We start from the raw sequence: 17,574 nt of genomic DNA, 5'->3' as shown, positions 1-17,574 counted from the left end.
GCACCGCTCGTGCTCGACCTGCTGAACTACATCGAGCAGGTCGAAAAGCTCAAGACCAAGCCTACCTTCTCGGTCCCAGGCGAGTTCTTCGTCGCGTATCAGCACGAACTCACGGGGCTGCCAGGGCTGCAATACAACCTGCAGGTCGAAGGCGACGACGTCTGGCTGCGCCTGCCCAGGCTGCAGGAGATTGCGCCCCCGGAACCGGACGACCAGCTGCGGCCCTGGGTCACACTCTCCAAGAGTCCCGACAAGACGCCCGAGCTCAAGGCTGAAGTCATCAGCCTCGAAGGTCGACGTGAGGTCGGCAGGGAGCGCATCGATGCTCACCCTGAGATTCGCGAGCTGTTCGCCTGGTACGTTGAGTACATGTGGGAGCCCTGGGCGCTGGCAGAGCGGCCCCGCCGAAAGACCATCGCACGCTACAACCAGCTGTTCTCACTGCAGCAGGCCATCTCGTCGGAAGGCGCTGAGACGCCGCTCGAGCTGGCGTGGGGCATCGGCTACGCCGTCTGGAAGAAGGACGGGTTTGGCATGCCGGTGAAGTACCCGCTGCTGGTCCAGGTCTGTGAGGTCACGCTCAACGAGAAGACCTTGGACCTCGAGGTGCGCCCTCGCGATGTCGAGCCGAAGCTCGATGCCGACTGCTACGCGGAGATGGAGCTACCTGGAGTCAAGCAGCTTGAAGCTTACTGGCGCAGCGCACTCGCTTCTGGCGCGAATCGAGTCAACCCCTTTGAACCTTCGACCTATGAAGGCACGCTGAGGGCAGCGGTGGGCCACCTGGACCCATCCGGCAAGTACGACGCGCGCACGGACGATTCGACGCCTGCACCCCCCAGCGACAAGCTCCTCATCACCAACACCTGGGTGGTCTTCGGGCGCAAGCGGTCCGGCGACATCTTCTTGGAGGACATCCGGCGCCTGAAGAAGAAGGTCGAGGAAGCGCAGGCCCTGCCGAGCGTCATTCGCGCGTTCGTGGAGCGGGGCGACGCTGAAGTGCGCGTCCGTCCTGAGCAGCCGTTCCGCGGCCTGTCGACAAGCGATGGTGGCGCAGGCGCCATGGAGCTGTACTTCCCTATGGCCTACAACGATGAGCAGGTGTCCATCGTTCAGAAGCTGCACGCCAACGATGGTGTGGTGGTTCAAGGGCCGCCGGGGACCGGCAAGACCCACACGATTGCCAACGTCATTTCGCACTACCTCGCGCAGGGGAAACGCGTCCTGGTGACCGCCAAGGGCGAGTCCGCCCTCGCTGTGCTGCAGGAGAAGCTTCCCGAGCGCATTCGGCCGCTCAGCGTCGCGCTGCTGTCGGACGAGCGCGATGGCATGAAGCAGTTCGAACACTCCATCCAGACCATCGCATCGAGCGTCGCGTCCATCAACCCGACGCGTGCTGCGGCCAACATTGCTGCGGCCGAAGAGAGGCTGAACCAGCTGCACGCGAAGATTTCTCACGTCGACCGCACTGTGGCCGCCTATGCAGGCAAGCACATGAGCAACTACTCCTTCCAAGGGAAGGACGTGTCGCCCGAGGAGATGGCGAAGCTGGTGCTGGAGCAGGCCGACGAGCATCAGTGGTTCGATGACGAGCCACCAGATACGCCCGCCAGCGGGCTGCCGTTCAACGACGAGGACATCAACGCGCTGCGTCGCTCCCGAATGCGCGTGGGTGACGACATCGTCTACGTTGGCTGCTCCCTTCCCGCGCCAGACAGCTTCCCCGCATGGGCGGACCTGCTTGGCCTGCACCGCGACTTGGTTCGCGCGAAGTCCATCGACAGCAGCGTCACGCAAGGCAGCGTGCTGGCGCTGGTCGACGCAAGGCTTGAGACATTCGAGAAGGCCCAGGCGCTGGCTACGTTCCTCGACGAACGCTTGGCACTCAAGGCAAAGCTGGCAGGGGCGCGACAGCCGTGGCTGGATACGCTGGGCAAACGCATAGCGGACATGCAGTCTGCTGACCCTGTGCTGAAGGGGCTGCTTGACGTTTGCGCGGCGGTGCGCCGACTCGAAGCCCAGCGGCGCGAGCTGGTTGCCAAGGCAGTGGACGTGCCGGCGGACGCCGAGCGCAACGAGGACTTCGTTGAGGCCCTCGAACGCCTCGTTGCAGGCAAGAGCGCCTTCATGATGCCGTTCGGCAAGGGCGATGCGCGCAAGCTGGTGGCCGCGGTCCAGGTGACCGGTAGCGCGCCGGAATCAGTGGAGGACTGGAAGGCGGTCAAGGAGTTGCTCGTCTGGCGGGCCGAGGCTCGCAAAGCTCTCGCCAAGTGGTCGTCACTGAGCGCGGAGTTCGGGCTTGAAGCCGCTGGCGGCCACCTAGACATTGACTTCAAGAAGGTTGCGCACTGGCAAGGGGGCGTCGAAGACGTTCGACGGCTGACGTTCGACTTCGATGCGAAGCTGCATCCGCGTCTGGCTGAAGTGTTCGGCAAAGCGGTTGCGGACCGGATGTGGGACGGCGGCGAGACATTCGTGGCGACCGCAGCCGCCAGCCTGCAAGCTCACGTCGACAAGGGCCGCCTTGCCTACGCCATGAAGCGCGTGCAGGAACTCCTGCGCAAACTCGATGGGCACTCCGGCGGTATCGTCAATGAGATGCGGCCGTTCCTCGCGGAGTCGCTTGGACGGGCATCCGCCGATGAGTCTGTCTTGCAGACGACTTGGGGTGCGCTGCAGGCTGAACTCTATCGGCTGACCGCGTTGCGACCGGACCTCGAGGAGATTGCCCGCCTTGGCGCGGCAATCCAGAACGCCGGCGCAGTCAACTGGGGCGCCAGGGTGCGGACCCAACCTGCCTCTGCCGACCACGACCCCTTCACGCCCATCAGGTGGAACGAGGCGTGGAACTGGCGCAAGGCGGTGATGTTCCTCGACCGCATCGACGGACACCACAAGATGCGGGAGCTATTCGAAGAGCGCAAGACGCTGACGACTGCGCTCGCGCGCACGTACCAGGAGCTGGTCGCAGAGAAGACCTGGCTGGGCGTCTTCAACAACTCTCCAGACGTCGTTCGGCAGGCACTGCAGCGATACCTCAACGCGGTTCAAGCCATGGGGGCCGGAACCGGCGTGCGAGCGGTTCGCCACCGGAAGACCGCCCGCGAAGCGATGGTGGGGGCGTACAAGGCGGTGCCCTGCTGGGTGCTGCCGCAATGGCGTGTCTCGGAAACGATTCCTCCGGAGGTCGGCCTCTTCGACCTGGTCATCATCGACGAGGCGTCCCAGTCGGACATCTGGGCCCTGCCTGCGCTGCTTCGCGGCAAGAAGGTGCTTGTCGTCGGCGACCACAAGCAGGTTTCTCCTTCCGCTGTGGGCACTGCAGAAGAGAAAATCAAAGAGCTCGTCAACCGCTTCCTGGCCAACCAGCCGCACGGCTCAGAGATGACGCCGGACAAGTCGGTGTACGACCTTGCGCGTGTGGTGTTCGCTGGCAATTCCGTGATGCTCAAGGAGCACTTCCGGTGTGTGCCAGCCATCATCGAGTTCTCGAACCGCGAGTTCTACGAGGGCGACATCCGTCCGCTTCGACTCCCGAAGGCCAATGAGCGGCTTGACCCACCTCTCGTTGACGTATTTGTCAAGGGCGGCTTCCGCAAGGGCGACGTCAATGACCCAGAGGCCAAGGCGGTCGTCGACGAGATTGAACACATCATCGCGGACCCGCAGTTCGAAGGTCGCAGCATCGGAGTGGTAACGCTCCTGGGCACAGCCCAGGCGGCGCTCATCCACGAGATGGTCAGTGCGCGCATCTCGCCTGTCGATGTCGTTGCTCGCAAGATTTCCATCGGACCAGCGCCTGTGTTTCAGGGGCGCGAGCGGGACATCATGCTGATTTCGATGGTCGTCGGCCCAGGAGACCGCGCCGCAGCGACACGAGCGGACATGCTTCAGCGGTTCAACGTGGCGCTATCGCGTGCCCGAGACCGCATGTATCTCTTCCGCTCAGTTGCCGAGACAGAGTTTCGCGAAGACTCGCTCAATGGAAAGGTCATCAGCCACTTCAAGCAACCGTTCCGTCAGAACGTGCGTCTGGTCGATGCACTGCGCGAGCGCTGCGAGTCGGGCTTCGAGGTCGAGATGTTCGACGAGCTCGTCAAACGCGGCTTCCGCGTTGAGCCACAGGTCCCTTGCGGCGGATACCGCATCGACTTCGTCGTCGAGGGCAAGGAAGGCCGCCGGCTGGCCATCGAGTGTGACGGTGACCGCTTCCATGGCCCCGGCCAGTGGCAGGACGATATGGCCCGACAGCGAGTGCTCGAACGCGCCGGCTGGACGTTCTGGCGGTGCTTTGCTTCGAGCTTCGTACGGCGCCGTCAGGCAGTGGTCGATGACCTGATGCAGACCCTTGCGCGGCTCGGCATCGAGCCACTTGGTTCCGAGACTGTCGACAGCACGGTGTGGGTCCACTACAAGGAGGTCGACCCGTACGGTGTGCAAGCAGAGACGGAGGCGGTCTGACCATGGCGCGCCCGCTCATGCAACATGGCGTCGGACAGCTTGAAGAGTTGTTCGCAACGTCGAAAGCGGACCAGAGAGTGCTGAAGCAGCTCGAGCACGAGCTGCAGTACCGGCAGGTGCCGAGGGCAGTGGCGCTCCTGGCCGAGGTACAGGCAGCCATTCACGTTTCAGCTCCGGCTCCCGCGCCTCCGCCAGCCGCAGCCCCTCCACCACAGCCAAGCCTGTGGGATGCCCCTCCACCGCAGACGACTCGGTCTCCTGCCCCTGCGATACCGCCCGCTGCAACACCCGTTGCCGCTCGGCCAGAGGTCGCGCCAGTTCCTGCAAGGCCTCCAACTCCGCGGGCACCTGCGATGCCGCTGGACGATGCGTACAAGCTCCTCAAGGCGACGCCCGGCGCCACGTGGGAGTCAATCGAGCAGACGCGACGCCTACTCGTTCAGGCCAGCCACCCCGAGAAGTTGCGAAACCAGCCTGAAAGCAAGCGTGCTCAAGCGCTGGCGGAGGCCGGCCGAGTCAACGCCGCGTATGCAGCGTTGTCAGTGGCGCGGTGTGCAGGGCGGTAGGGGCGAGAGCATGAGGATTGCAGCTCGCCTCCGGTGTCGACAAGCACGGCCGAGCGCTCCGTCTCCAGGCTGGCAGCTGACCCTCGTCTGACGTCCAGAAAGTGTGCTCGCAGTGTCTGGGCGTTTCCTGCGGCGACGGCAACGAGCAGCCAGACGAGGAAGCATGTCCGAGGCATTGGGTGCGTTGTCGGTCCCTCCTGAAGTCAACTGCGACTTCGGCGAACTGCGCACGCAGCGGCAGCAGAGCGCTCAATACCCAATGATGGGGAGCTTTGGGAGCTAGCAGCATCGCGCTCCTTAGGCATGGGGGCGAGAGCTAGCCTCACGCAGTGACAGCAGGTCCGCCACCGCCCTCTCCCATTGGAGGTAGAGGGGACTCAGCGGCCGTAGGTGGTCACCCAGAAGCGGGTCCGCACACTGGTCGCAGCATCCCTATGGAGCGGCGGATGAACAGCACGAGTCCGGCCCCATTCAAGCGCGAACACTCGAAGCCGCCTCGCCAACCTTCCGGCGCGGTCGCAGGAAGCCCACGCCCAATCGCAGTTCAGCTGCGTCGAAAGTCGCTAAGAATGCTGGCCTCGGTCTCCAGTCTGCCCCGATAGGTGCCGCTGCCGGCCGTCGGGCGGAGCGTCGGCTCGTTTGCAGCCGACCCTCAGTCGGCGAAAGCCGCCTTTGCGTAGTCCGGCATATTGATGCTCGCACGCATCGCCTTCTTGAACTCGAGGTCGTCGACGGCTGCCATCGGTTCGAGCTTCATCGACTTGGCAGGCAGCTTGTTCGCCTTCAGAAGCAAGCTCGTCAAGCCCTCGGGGTGCATCTCGTCTTCGAGTCGAGGACCCTCTACGTCGAGCGGCACGCCCATCAACGCGAGCTTGGTCTGACCCGCCTCAAACTCCGGAAGACGCGACAGGCCACTTCGAAGCGTCGCAAGGGCTTCCGAGAGCTTCATGCCACCCATGCCAACATCGCCGGGCTCCGCCAAGTCCAGAACATACGACTTCCCGCCGATGGAAACGTTCTCGCTGGACAGAGGGTCGCCAACGACAAAGCCGTCTGCCGCGCCAAGCCTGACACGCCCACCAATGACGACTGCTCGGATGGAGCTTTCCTTGGCTTCGACCAGACGCGCGTAGTGGTCTCCGTCCTTACCGGAGAGCACCAACAGGTCCGCCCACTTGCCTGTCTCGATACTTCCCAGATGAGCGTCCCAGCCAATCATGGAGGCGGGAACGCAGGTAACCGCCGCCACCAGGTCGGCATCGCTCAGTGGGCCCCCAAGGTGGCGGCTGACCGCCCGAGCTACCTTGAGTTCGCCCAGCAGGTTCTTGCAACCACTCGGCGACCAGTCAGCGCCAACTGCAATGCGGATGCCCCGCCTCTTCAGTTCTTCAATCTTGCAGGTTTCGCCGTAGAGCAGCAGATTGCTCGTTGGCGACCAGACCACACCGCTCACCGCTGCGAGCGAATCGAAGCCATCCGACGGAATGCCGACACAGTGAATGCAAACAAGCTTGCTGTTCAGCGCACCAGGGACCTTCTGCAGGTCGCGGAACACCCGCTCACCGTACTCGCCAACTCCCTCACTCAGGTGGTAGATGTACGGTCGTCCGTCTTTGGTCCACTTCACCATGTCCTCAATGTCCTTCGGACTCAGGTCAGGCGTCTTTGACTTCACCGCCGGTAGCTCCGACGCCAGCGGGCCCTCGATGTTGCGAAGTAGCCCCTCGTACAGGGAGCTGCTGGTCAAGGGCATGCCGTGTCCGGTAGTTACCCCGCCAAAGAGCCCTCGGCACTCCGCGAACCGAACAATCGCGCGGGCATACACCGCGTCCTTGTGCCCATTGAGCAGCTTGAATGGCGCGGTCACCGCTGGGTAGTACTCATCGATGTTCTGCCACTCGAGGCGATTGCCGAAGCGGCGGTCCACTTGCCACAGCGGAATCATGTTGTATGGCAAGTGGTTGTGCAGGTCGAACAAGCCGGGGTAGATGGTCCCCTCGGTCTCCACGACAGGTGCGCCGACAAAGGCTGGGGGGAGCGCGTCCCCCGGCTTCAGGACAGCCGCAATGTTCTGGCCGTCCAGACAGAGTCTTCCCGAAGGGATGACGGCTCGGCCCGAGTTCATCGTGACGATGTCACCTACTAAGACCACACGCTCGCGGTCCAAGTCCAGTTGGGCAGGAACCAGTGCCCGTTGAGCTGAAGCGAACCGAATCAAGACTGACCTCCCTTTAGCCAACCGCCTTAGCGCGAAAGTGCAGACTTACCCGTTGCAGCATCTGAGAACGGCGTTGCTCTCTAGTTTGCATTCCATCCGTGAATCCGCGTGAGCAGCACCCGTTTCCAGTGCGACTCGCGCTCCAGCACTTCGCTGCTGCTGGCGTGGGTGTCGGCAATCTCGAGGACGGAGAAGCGGTAGTGCTTCGCCCGCCCGATGCCCTCGGTGCCGACCAGCCTCTTCAACTCGACGTTGTTCCCGTGGCCGTCCACGTATTGGCACCACCGTCCCCAGATGCCTCCTTCGCCAGTCGCGCTGCCGACGTAGAGCTTGCCGGTTAGCGTGTCCGAGATGAGGTACACACCGGCGACGCTGCCGAGCGCGGTGCGCCAGGAAGTCGTGCCGCTGCGGACGAGATAGTCGAGGTCTTCGAACGAGATGTCGACAGTCTTGAAGCCCGGAAACTCGTCGAGCTTCACCGGCTCCGCGGTAACCGCGTAGACGGTCATGCGAGGCGCGCAACTCTCTCCCCGCAAGTACGAAGCTCGAGTTCGAGCAAACATGACGAACAGGCGCCCCGCGAACTCAGCGTAGGCCGGGAGTGCCGCCAAGTTGTACTGGTAGGTGCCGTTCGTGTGCTGCTGCTTCCCCTTGGACGCGTACACGCCGACGAACAGCCAACGCGTCACCTCGGGAAGGCTGATGAGGGACACAACCAGCGGCCGTTCGAAGTTAGCCTGGTTCTGCCAGGACTGCCATTCGTCGAACTCGCCCCTGTAGTAGACGTCCAGCGGGTTCTCCCTCCCGTTCCAGCTGGCTAGGTGAACCTTGGCCGTCTCCGGCGTGATGGTCGGGTCCTGTGCCCTGAGAAGGTCGAAGAGCAGCATGCTCAGCGCGGCGTGTAGTAGATGGCGTCCAAGAGCGCAGCGCGCCCCAGCCAGATTTCGGCGTCGGTCGCCTTGGTGGGCTGCGGATGCCGCCACCACGCATCCCCATGCATCGGCTCGACGATGCGCTGCCAGTAGTTCTCAAGGTCCGTGGTGCTGTGGCTGACGCCGAAGTTCTCGCAGAGGTCCTTCCTGTTCGCCGAGTCGACGCACACGAACACGTCAGGGCGCTTCATGGCCAGCAGCCTGGTCGCAGGCGGCAGACCACCCACGCGTCCGCCCTGGTCAAAGGCTGCAAGGAAGGTCTTGCGGTAGTGGTCGTAGTCGCCTTGCGTGACCACGCCGAGCAGCGGGATGCAGTCCAACGCGTCGGACAAGCCTGCGGGGTCGTCGATGACGAGGTTGGCGAACGTCCCGCTCGCGCCCATGCTCCCGAAGAGGCCGTAGTCCACGCCAGGCTGCTGGGACTTCTTGCGTCCGAGCGTGCCCGCCACCAGCTTACGGTCGGCCTCGGCCCACTTTGCGTAAGGCGTCCCGGTCGCGAACAGCCTCCGTGCGTCCTTCAGCACCTGAAGGCGCTCCTTGAATAGATGCGCGGAGGGGTGCGCTGAGCTACGCACCTGGACGAGGTAGTCGGCCCAGTTCATGTCGTGAGGTGCGCGTTTGGTGTTCAGCTTCGCAGGCTGCCGTACATCAGCGAACTTGGTCAACTCCTCACGCGCAGCCGTCTTCGCCTCGAATTGGTGGCGATAGCGATAGAGGAACGCCGGCGTGATGGCTTCGGCCTCATTCCACGCATCGGCGACGAAGCTGCACAAATCCGTCAATGCCGCATCGCCGTCGCTGCCGTCCAGCAGGACGCTTGCTTCAACGTTCCGGCTCATCGCGGCCTGCGTGAGGTTCGGGCTTCCGACCACGCCACGGATGCGATGTCCGTTGCGGAACAGGTAGACCTTGGGGTGGAACAGGTCGCCGGTGGGTGGCACTACCGCCGCGGACTCTAGGGTTGCAGCTCGCTCGAGAACATTCGGGTGCGTCTGGAAAAGGTGGGTTCCGATGACGAAGTGCTCGAACTTCTCACCGTGCTTCATCGCCTTCTCGAAGGCGGCGTTCTCGGTAGCCCAGGCTACGGCCCACTGCATCGACTCGCAGCTCTCGACCAGCCCTACGAGGGTGGACTGCGTCTGCTCGCCCGACAGGAACCTTACGTCCATCCTTGCTCCTCCCTGTTTTGAGCCATCGTACCCTTCGAGAGCTGGTGGCTCCCGCTCAAACTTGGGCTCCGTCACCTCGGGGAAGAGTAGGTCAACTAGGGCGTCGTGCTCGCGGTCATGCGCACGAGCGTCAACTCGTCATGCGGGCTGCCCGCAAGTTCCAGGGCCCGCAGGTGGCACGCCACCAAGTGCAGATGAGCGAGGCGCCACATCGACCTAACTACCTTGGCCTGACGGCGCGCGGTTGTCTTCGAGGTGACGGCACGGTGGCTTAGGCGCTGGTGCGCGCGCCGCGGTGACCAGCGCGTAGGTCAGCATCCGGTAGCCCTTGACCTTGGCGTTCGTGCAGATGGTGTCATCGGGGATGTGCGGCAGCGAATCCAGCAACCGCTGGGCGTACTCGCGCAGGATGCGGTCGGCCACCGCCGGGCCGTCTATGAAGCTCCAGGGCGGGTCTACCTTGCGAGGTTTGGAGGTCTTCATGGCCGGTCACCGACCTCAAGCACCAGGTGCTCGACAAGTCGCTCCGCGAGCAACACCATCTCGGCATCGTCGGACGTCATCTCCCCGCCGGTGAGTTCCCGCATCTCGAGGGCCACCATGTGCTTGTGCAGCACGTCCCACGCGGTGTGCAGCTGCCTAGCGCGCCGGTCCAGGTGCTGGATGAGCGCCGTATCGAAGTTGGCCGACACGCCAATCTGGTGCTCGCGCGCAGCCTCGACCCTCAAGCGAGTCATCGTGCGGTAGGCATCGACGAGCGCATTGGTACGTCGGCTGTGTAGAGGCAACTCTGGGAGCTGCTCCAGCAGCCACGCTGCGTACTCGCGCCTGATGCGAGCCTCGGTCCTCTTCGGGTTTCCAAAGCTCCAAGGTCGAAGTGGACGCATGTCATCGCTCCCCGGGAGGTTCGCCACCGGCCGAGGAGGCGGCTGTAAATTGCTCCACCAGGGCGGAGGTGGCATCGCTGAGTTCGGTCGCGTTCCACAGCCTCAGCCAGCGGCGCCAGACGTACTCCGCGTCACCGCTCAGGCCCGGTCCGCCTTGGAGGCGGTAGACGCGGCCACTGCTGGTCACGACGCTTCGGCGCTGCGCATCGACGCTCTTGAGCGGCGACGTCACGCGGCCGCTACCTTCCCATTCGGCGTATCCGGCCACGTGAATGGTCGGGGCGTCGAGCCCCGGAACCTGGACTTCGAAGGCTGCCCAGGAGGTGAGCGTGACGCTCGGTTGGTCTGCGGCGGTGGGTGGAAGCCAAGCAGGCATGGCGGCTCCTTGCGCCCGTTCGGGCTGCAATCTGGTCGGACAAAGCTCCGCCAGACGCGCGCTCGGCGCGGCATGGCGGGGATAAGAGATGAGCGCGGCCTAGCCGCGCGGGCGGGAGGTGCTCAGTGGGTCACCTCCGCATGCGTCGGAAGGAACCCACGACGACGCCCAGGACCTCGAGCGACTCGCCGGGCTTGATGACCTCGTACGCAGGGTTCTCCGGCTTGAGCACGTACTAGCCGCCTTCGAGTGCCAGGGACTTCACGGTGGCGCTTCCATCAACCCAGGCGACCACGATGTCGCCTGGCTTGGTGGGCGTGTTGTGCTCGACCACGACGATATCGCCGTCCAGCAGGCCAACACCGGTCATCGAGTCCCCCGCGAACCGCGCAGAAGCCGGTGCGCTCCGGGTGCGTGATGAGGCAGTCCTCGACGTTCATGAACTCGAAGCCGTCGTACTGGCCGACCTCTGGCGGTACACCCGCGCGCACCGAGCCCAGCAGGCGGTAGGAGAGGAACTCTTTCGTGGGCGCGATGCGGCCGTCGTTGCGCTCGGGGTACCCGGCTTCTCTCAGGCGACCGACGACAGCAAGCACGCCGGCCGCGGACTTCAAGCCGATGGCCTCGGCAAGCTTGGACATCGCGGGGAGCGCCTTGTGGCGCTTCCAGTGCACGCGCAGGGCGCTCAAGTAGCGGAGGTCGAGGGCTGCTGCGTCCATGTGGGCCGTCTTGCGGGTGTTCGATGGTGAAACTGTACGTATGTACAGCAACGTACGCAAGTGACTATCGGAGAACGAGTTTTTTCATGGCACAGGGCGCAGCTTTCTGGGCACAAGGCTGGGCGGAAGCACTCCCGCAGGCCGCACTACACACCGTTATTGCGCTTCTGTGTAATGCCCGAGCTCTGCGGTTAGTGGGCCTGGGCTTGGGAGAACGGCTTCTTCCGATGCTTGCTCGCAACGCCCTCGGAGCGAGGGGCGCACGACCGGTCGGTGGCAAGGAACCCGTCGTATTCCCGTGTGAAGCGCTGAAGGAGGCGCTGGGGCGAACGCCGGGCGTGCCAATTTTTCGGGAACAAGTGATGCAAGTGGCCATCCTCGCCGCTGGCTTCACGCCTGGCGAAGCCGACCAATTGCGTCGCTCGATGCCTGCCTGGAAGCGTAAGGGCGGGCTCGGCAAGTACTACGACAAGATGGTCGACGGCATGACCTCGCGGGGCTACGAGGAGAGTTTCTCTGAGGCCACCTTCGAACAAATCAAGGGGTTCAGTGAGTACGGCTTCCCGGAGTCGCGCTGCATCGTTCGCGCTCCTGGTGTGCGCATCGTGCTGGATGAAGTGCCACCACCCGGGCGAGTTCTTGGCCGCGATATTGAAATCGCAGGCGTTGGGCTTCTTCTCGCTATCGCAACTGGTTCAAGACGCGCGCCCCTACGGCGTGGAAGTGCTGCGACCCGACGTGATGTTCAGCGACTACGAGTGCACGTTGGACGGAGTGGACGCGCCACCCGCGGTCAGATTGGGGCTGCGGCTCATCGACGGCATGAGGGAGTCGTCTATGCAGCGCGTGGTGGTCGCTCGGAGGGAGGCCCCTTCGGCTCCGCTGAGGACCTGGCGCGTCGCGCCGAGCTGGAGCAACACGAGATGCGGTTGCTGGCCGGAGCCAATGCGCTGATGAGCCTGTCAGGGCATCACCGCCAAAAGGTGTGGGATGCCTCGGCAATCAAACGGCCCCCCGAAGCTGCTGCAGGACGCGCCAGTTGATGAGGCCTCCCTCGAGCTAGTGCCGGCGCTTGAGGGCGAAGAGGTGGTCCACGACTACGCGGCCATCGGGTTGACGCTGCGCAGCCATCCGCTTGCGCTGTTGAGACGGCACTTGGACAAGCGCCGCTTGCTGACTGCAGAGCAGCTGCTCAATTCAGGTTGGCTACGGAGTCGAGGGACTGTCACTAGACTTTCAAATAGCCAAGCAACCCCTTGACGGCGGCGCAGCCAACGTCCGTTCCGAACTGTCGCTCAAGCTCCCGACACCCTTGCGAGGGCTGCCCCTTGTGCTTTACGCTGCCGAGCCGGCATGGCTCGGCAACGCGCGACTTAGCGCCGAGATGATGGGGTACAGAACCTGGGTCTGCGCTGTGTCGAGCGACTCGGGGGTCTGCTCGACGTTGTCGACCGACCGTGCGACAGCGTTTGCCACTTGCCTTGCAGTTTCAGGTGGGAGCGCCGAGCACACGGCAGCAAGCGCCTTTACCAGCACATCGACCTGCGACTGCAGTTGCAGCTTGGTCCGGTGATTCATCGGGTGCCTCCTGAGTTGAGGCCGCAATGGTTTCGCAGGTGCTTCTCCGGCGCCATCGCCGCTTTCGGTTCGCCGATTGGGCGGCCCCCATCGGGGGGAGGTTTGGGGGGTGCGCGCTCAGATGGGTTGGTGGTGCCGCCGAGGTACCGTAATACCGTAACGTAATGGCCAGGTAGACGCCGAAAGTGCCGTGAAACATTGCGGCGCAAGCTCCTCGGACACCGCCAAGTCTGTCCGACTTTGGCGCCCAACTCGTTGATTCACAAGCCGCCGACACGCGCGACCGTCGAGCGCGGCTTCAACTCTCAATGTTTCACGGAACGATGCGTCCGTGATATGGCGACCCGCGCCGGGAGGCGCGGCTAGTCGAGCTCGCTTCCCTTCGGCACCCCCGGCGGGATGACCGCCCCGATGTCCACCGTGCTCCTTCCTAGAGCTTGCATGCATTGGACGAAGAAGGTCATCTGGAAGGTGCCTCTGTAGAGCTTGTTCTTGAGCGAGGCCTCGGTCTCGACGACGCCGAGCGCGGCCAACCGCCGTGCAAGTTGGGCAAGCGTGACCTGCTCGCGCGCCAGTTCAGTCTTGAGCAGCCGCGATGCCGCGTCTGCCCAATCAACGGCCACGGTGGCCCCGCGCAACAGGAATCTGCGACAGATTGCGCAAAGTCTCGCCTGGCGAGACTTTAGTTCCTTCCAGCGCGACTTCAATCGGCTGCAAACGGCTTAAAACCATCAGACCTGGTCACTCGCTACACACGGACGGGCTGAGAGTTCGCTCGGCCCTTCGGCACCACGCCGAACCGCAGGAATCATTCTAGAGAGTCACATCTTGGACATTCGAAACCCCCAGACGGGTGCTGCCTCGCAGCCCGCCGCTTCCCTGGTGTTCACCACCATCACTTGCCTCTCTTCGGGGGCAATCCTCGCGAGCTCAGTCTCCACGACCACCCATGAGGGCCTTAGGGACGCGCTAGCCCTGGTTACCGTACTCGGCTCTCACAGTCCAGGTTCTCTCTTCGAGGTCGACCAGGCCACGCTGCCAGTTGGCGACTTTCAGGCTGGGGCCAGCCGCATGTGTGCGGCCAATGCGCGCCGTCGCGCCGGGTACTCGGCCAGTGAGGTTCAGCAATGAGCCGCCGCATCAAGGCCAGGCGAACTAACCATCGTCTGTCGGAAGGTAAGCGCAAGGTCTCCGTGAGGCTGGCGCCTGCACACCCTCTCGACATCCTGCAGCAGTATCCGCTTCAACGAGAGGTTTCCCTCGATTGTGCGCAGCAGCTTGGGGTGCTGCACCCTTGCTGTCCGGGCACCCATGCGTCAACGCCGAGGACGCTCGCATTCCTCGCCTTCAAGGCCAAAGTTGAACTGCGCTACCCCGGATTGGTGGAGCACTGCGCGGCCATCTTGACTCCGATTAGCGGTAAACGCGCTGACGAGGTACCGGGATGAGCCGGGGTATCAAGAAGTGGACCGAGGCAGCTATTGCGAAGCTGCTGGACGAAGGTCGCGGCAAGGGACGAGGGCGCACGTACATGCCGTGGGTTTACATCACCGACCTCTACTCCGAGGGCCGGACTCACGAGCCCTATAGCCACAAGACAGGCCGAACCCATCAGCTGCTTTCAGACGGTGAACGCGATGCGTTCGTGATGCTGGAGTGGGCTCACGACGTTGTCGACATCTGGGAGCAGTACCCGCTCCCGCGAGAACTCTCGCTCGACTTCGCAGGGCAGATTGGTGTGCGGCACCCGTACTACCCGGGCACACACGTGCCGACCGTGATGACGCTCGATTTCGTTGCCGTCAAGGCCGCGAACGGAAAGGAGGTCGAGGAGGCATTCAGCGTCAAGGTTCAGGAGGACCTGAACGACCCTAAGGTGGTCGAGCGGCTCGAACTCGAGCGCGCAATGTGCCAGGCGCTGGGGATGCCCTACCGGCTTCTCATCAAGGAGCGAATGCCTCACGTCAAGTTGCGGAACCTTCACTGGATTCGCGACGCTCAGCTCGACCCGGATGCTATTGAGCCCTTCCCGGGGTTCTATGAGGACCACAAGGCACGCATGGTCCAGGACATTGCGGCCCGGCGGTTCGACGGTCCGCTCGTGGACTACTGCGCCGAGTACGACCGGCGCTACAGCGTTGAGTCGGGAACCGCGATGCGCGTCGCTCGCATGCTGCTCAGCAAGCGCGCGCTAACGATGGACCTGAACAACCCGACCCCGCAGATGGCGCACATGGACTGCTTCAAGCTGTCCGCCCTGCCCGGTCGCCTGCGCGCGATTGGGGGCGCTTGATGAGCACCGAAACCGACAAGGTCTACTTTCGCAATGAAGTCCTGCGTCGTGACGACGGGACCTTGCATCGCCTTCTGCGGCTCAACCTCCAAATCGTTGACGAAGGCGGTGGCGAGCAGTCGCTGACCGGCTCAGCGTGGCTCATCCTGCTGGGAGCTCCGCTCGCCTTGCCATACGAGGTGAGCTATGAGGACCTCCAAGCGCAGTTCAGCAAGCTGCCAAAGAAGGAGGAGGCACCGGCTCCGGCCAAGTCCGAACTCTTCACCACAGTGATGACTGCGCTACCGCGGCCGCCGTCCAAGGCAAGCCTGGCTGTGAGCGACCGCGCGCACCAACGCATCGAGCCCCTGGTCGACCATCCCGACATCTTTGACCCAAGCAAACGGCACGCGCTGCTCGTTGAGCGCTCGAAGGCTGCCAACGGAGGTACGCCGAAGACGCTGCTCAAGGACCTTCGCTACTGGTGGCAAGGTGGGCAGACTCAGGACGCGCTCCTCGGTAAGTACAGCAACTGTGGGCGGCCCGACGTCGTCGGCACGGCAGGTCGCGGTCGAACGAAAGGGAGGAAGCGCAAGAGCGACGACGTGAATGCCGGGTCTGCTTCGCCAAACGACGACACAGACAAGGAGACGGAGAAGGAGAAGGCATCAAAGGGTACCCCTGCGTATCAGCTGACGCAGGCAGACCTGGACCACATGAAGGAGGTCATCGAAAAGTACTTCCTCCAGAAGAAGGTCCGACTAACCCTGACCAAGACGCTCGAGAAGCTTCACGAGCTCCACTACACGTACACCGATGGCAACGGGGCTGAGCACCTCCGCCCGAAGGATGAATGTCCGAGCTATCGCCAGCTCTCTTACTACCTACACCAGAACTACCCGACGGAAACCATCCTGTCGAGCCGAAAGGGTGCAAAGCGTTTTGCTCAGGAGGACCGTTCCACCGAGGGCTCAATCCAGTTTGAGTGTCACGGCGCGAGCCACATCTACGAGTTCGATGCGACGATTCTTGACGTACCGCTGGTTTCCTCAAAGTCTCGCATGGACATCGTTGGAAAGCCTACGCTGTACCTCATCATCGACAGGCACAGTCGGCTGATTGTTGGCTGGTACCTCGGGTTCGAGAACGCAAACTACTCGTCCGCCATGGAGGCGATTCTCAGCCTTGGCGCGAACAAGGAAGCGCTATGCCGGTCGCTCGAGATTCCATACGACCCAGCAGATTGGCCCGCTGATGGAATCCTGCCAGAGATTTTTCTGGCAGACCAAGGCGCCAACACAAGCAAGAAGGCAAGGCGCATCGCCCGTTCGCTGCGCGCAACGCTGTCGAATGTGCCTGGGTTGCGCCCGGACTGGAAGCCGCTGGTGGAGTGCGGCTTCGCCATGCTGCACCAGGTCATCGCCCCGGATACGCCGGCCTACACACCGGACGCCGAGACAAAGCAGCGTCGCGCGGTCAATCGGGATAAAGATGTCGCGCTGAACCTCTTGGAGATGCTCAAGGTCATCATCAGCGCAATCATCGCGCACAACCGCTCTCCGCAGGAAGGCTATCCGCTGTCCATTGAACAGGTAGCAGATGGTGTTCGCCCGATTCCTCGAGAGCTCTACGTCCACAGCATCAGGCGTCGCATGGGCCAGCTAGACAGGATGGACTTTGACAAAGTCCGGGCGGAGTTGATGCCGCGCGACAAGGCAACGGTCTCCGAGGACGGCATCTACTTCAAGAGGATGTACTACTCGTGCCCGGAGGCGAAGGAGCGCGGATGGCTGGTCGACGGTCGCAAGAAGCGCAAGCCCATTGAAATCGCATTCGACTACCGACTTGTCGATGAAATCATCGTCTACTCGCCCAATGGCAGTGGCGAGTCATTCGTCGCGAAGCTGGTGGGCGACAGCACGAAGTTCGAAGGCATGAGCCACGTTGAGGTCGAGCGACACTTTGTCCGCGTCAAAGATATCCTTGATGCCGGTGGCGAGGAGAAGCGTCAAGCGATGTTCGGGCATCGCCAGCGAACGGCGCCGACCATCGACAACGCAGTAAAGGAGACGAAGAAAGAGGTCAACGGTGCGTCTCGCTCCAGTCGCCGTGCCGACACGGCAGCTGCCCGCGCGGATGAGCTGCAGGGGGAGCACGCCAAGACCGCGGGCGTGCGTCCGCCAAAGGTCCGCAACGCTGAGCCCATCGCGCCGCCGCCACCAACCGACCCGGCGCGACCTCTGGCGTCCGCACCTACCTCCGCCGCCGTCATACCGATTGGCCGTGGTCCGCAGCTCGCAGTGGCCGCCCCAGCAGCAGATATCAAAGAGGTGCCCTTTGAGGACCTGCCTCTAGCCCAACGCATTGCCGCGCTCCGTCGCGGTGCTTCCAAGTGA

Annotated in this window: 13 protein-coding genes and 1 pseudogene; 5 read left to right on the top strand and 9 right to left on the bottom strand. The window is 63.3% G+C overall.

Annotation, left to right across the window (positions count from 1 at the left end):
- Positions 1-9: 9 nt before the first annotated feature.
- Positions 10-4,461: an AAA domain-containing protein gene (locus ACPOLB_RS21910; RefSeq protein WP_425258164.1), complete on the top strand. Its 4,452-nt coding sequence runs from the start codon at positions 10-12 to the stop codon at positions 4,459-4,461.
- 1,218 nt (positions 4,462-5,679) lie between these two features.
- Here the strand turns inward: ACPOLB_RS21910 and ACPOLB_RS21905 are convergent.
- The 7 genes from ACPOLB_RS21905 to ACPOLB_RS21875 all read right to left on the bottom strand — a co-directional run bounded on the left by ACPOLB_RS21905 (position 5,680) and on the right by ACPOLB_RS21875 (position 10,979).
- Positions 5,680-7,152, bottom strand: coding sequence for an amidohydrolase family protein (locus tag ACPOLB_RS21905; RefSeq protein ID WP_425258163.1), 1,473 nt, complete (start codon positions 7,150-7,152; stop codon positions 5,680-5,682).
- Positions 7,153-7,325: 173 nt separating this feature from the next.
- The gene (locus ACPOLB_RS21900) at positions 7,326-8,132 is read right to left on the bottom strand and encodes a GIY-YIG nuclease family protein (protein ID WP_425258162.1); all 807 of its coding nucleotides are present in this window, start codon (positions 8,130-8,132) and stop codon (positions 7,326-7,328) included.
- Positions 8,133-8,134: 2 nt separating this feature from the next.
- Positions 8,135-9,346: a hypothetical protein gene (locus ACPOLB_RS21895; protein ID WP_425258161.1), complete on the bottom strand. Its 1,212-nt coding sequence runs from the start codon at positions 9,344-9,346 to the stop codon at positions 8,135-8,137.
- A 216-nt stretch (positions 9,347-9,562) separates the two neighbouring features.
- Entirely contained in the window at positions 9,563-9,829 is a 267-nt protein-coding gene (locus ACPOLB_RS21890) for a hypothetical protein (RefSeq protein WP_425258160.1), read from the bottom strand.
- Positions 9,826-10,233: a hypothetical protein gene (locus tag ACPOLB_RS21885; protein WP_425258159.1), complete on the bottom strand. Its 408-nt coding sequence runs from the start codon at positions 10,231-10,233 to the stop codon at positions 9,826-9,828. The genes ACPOLB_RS21890 and ACPOLB_RS21885 overlap by 4 nt, the downstream gene beginning before the upstream one ends.
- 1 nt (position 10,234) lies before the next feature.
- Entirely contained in the window at positions 10,235-10,609 is a 375-nt protein-coding gene (locus ACPOLB_RS21880) for a hypothetical protein (RefSeq protein WP_425258158.1), read from the bottom strand.
- Positions 10,610-10,844: 235 nt separating this feature from the next.
- Positions 10,845-10,979 carry a LexA family protein gene (locus ACPOLB_RS21875; protein ID WP_425258157.1) on the bottom strand — a complete coding sequence of 45 codons (135 nt, stop codon included), beginning with the start codon at positions 10,977-10,979 and terminating at the stop codon, positions 10,845-10,847.
- A gap of 624 nt (positions 10,980-11,603) precedes the next feature.
- Here ACPOLB_RS21875 and ACPOLB_RS21870 point away from each other — a divergent pair.
- A pseudogene (locus tag ACPOLB_RS21870) lies at positions 11,604-12,525 on the top strand (error-prone DNA polymerase); the annotation flags it as partial.
- Between the two features lie 138 nt (positions 12,526-12,663).
- Here ACPOLB_RS21870 and ACPOLB_RS21865 read toward each other — a convergent pair.
- The gene (locus tag ACPOLB_RS21865; protein WP_425258156.1) at positions 12,664-12,906 is read right to left on the bottom strand and encodes a hypothetical protein; all 243 of its coding nucleotides are present in this window, start codon (positions 12,904-12,906) and stop codon (positions 12,664-12,666) included.
- A 362-nt stretch (positions 12,907-13,268) separates the two neighbouring features.
- Positions 13,269-13,529 (bottom strand): DUF6471 domain-containing protein, encoded by a 261-nt coding sequence (locus tag ACPOLB_RS21860; RefSeq protein WP_425258155.1) that lies wholly within the window; start codon positions 13,527-13,529, stop codon positions 13,269-13,271.
- Positions 13,530-14,033: 504 nt separating this feature from the next.
- On the opposite strand from ACPOLB_RS21860, the gene ACPOLB_RS21855 reads away from it, so the two are divergent.
- Genes ACPOLB_RS21855 through ACPOLB_RS21845 form a run of 3 tightly spaced genes read left to right on the top strand, consistent with a single transcriptional unit; the run spans position 14,034 to position 17,574 of the window.
- On the top strand, positions 14,034-14,354 hold the full coding sequence (locus ACPOLB_RS21855; protein ID WP_425258154.1) for a hypothetical protein: 321 nt from the start codon (positions 14,034-14,036) through the stop codon (positions 14,352-14,354).
- The gene (locus tag ACPOLB_RS21850) at positions 14,351-15,199 is read left to right on the top strand and encodes a TnsA endonuclease N-terminal domain-containing protein (protein ID WP_425258153.1); all 849 of its coding nucleotides are present in this window, start codon (positions 14,351-14,353) and stop codon (positions 15,197-15,199) included. Before ACPOLB_RS21855 ends, ACPOLB_RS21850 begins: the two co-directional genes overlap by 4 nt.
- Positions 15,199-17,574 (top strand): Mu transposase C-terminal domain-containing protein, encoded by a 2,376-nt coding sequence (locus tag ACPOLB_RS21845; protein ID WP_425258152.1) that lies wholly within the window; start codon positions 15,199-15,201, stop codon positions 17,572-17,574. The genes ACPOLB_RS21850 and ACPOLB_RS21845 overlap by 1 nt, the downstream gene beginning before the upstream one ends.

Source organism: Rubrivivax soli, from assembly GCF_049810355.1.
In the GTDB taxonomy this organism is placed as follows: Bacteria; Pseudomonadota; Gammaproteobacteria; order Burkholderiales; family Burkholderiaceae_C; genus Rubrivivax.
This window is presented reverse-complemented; position numbering and strand designations above follow the sequence as displayed.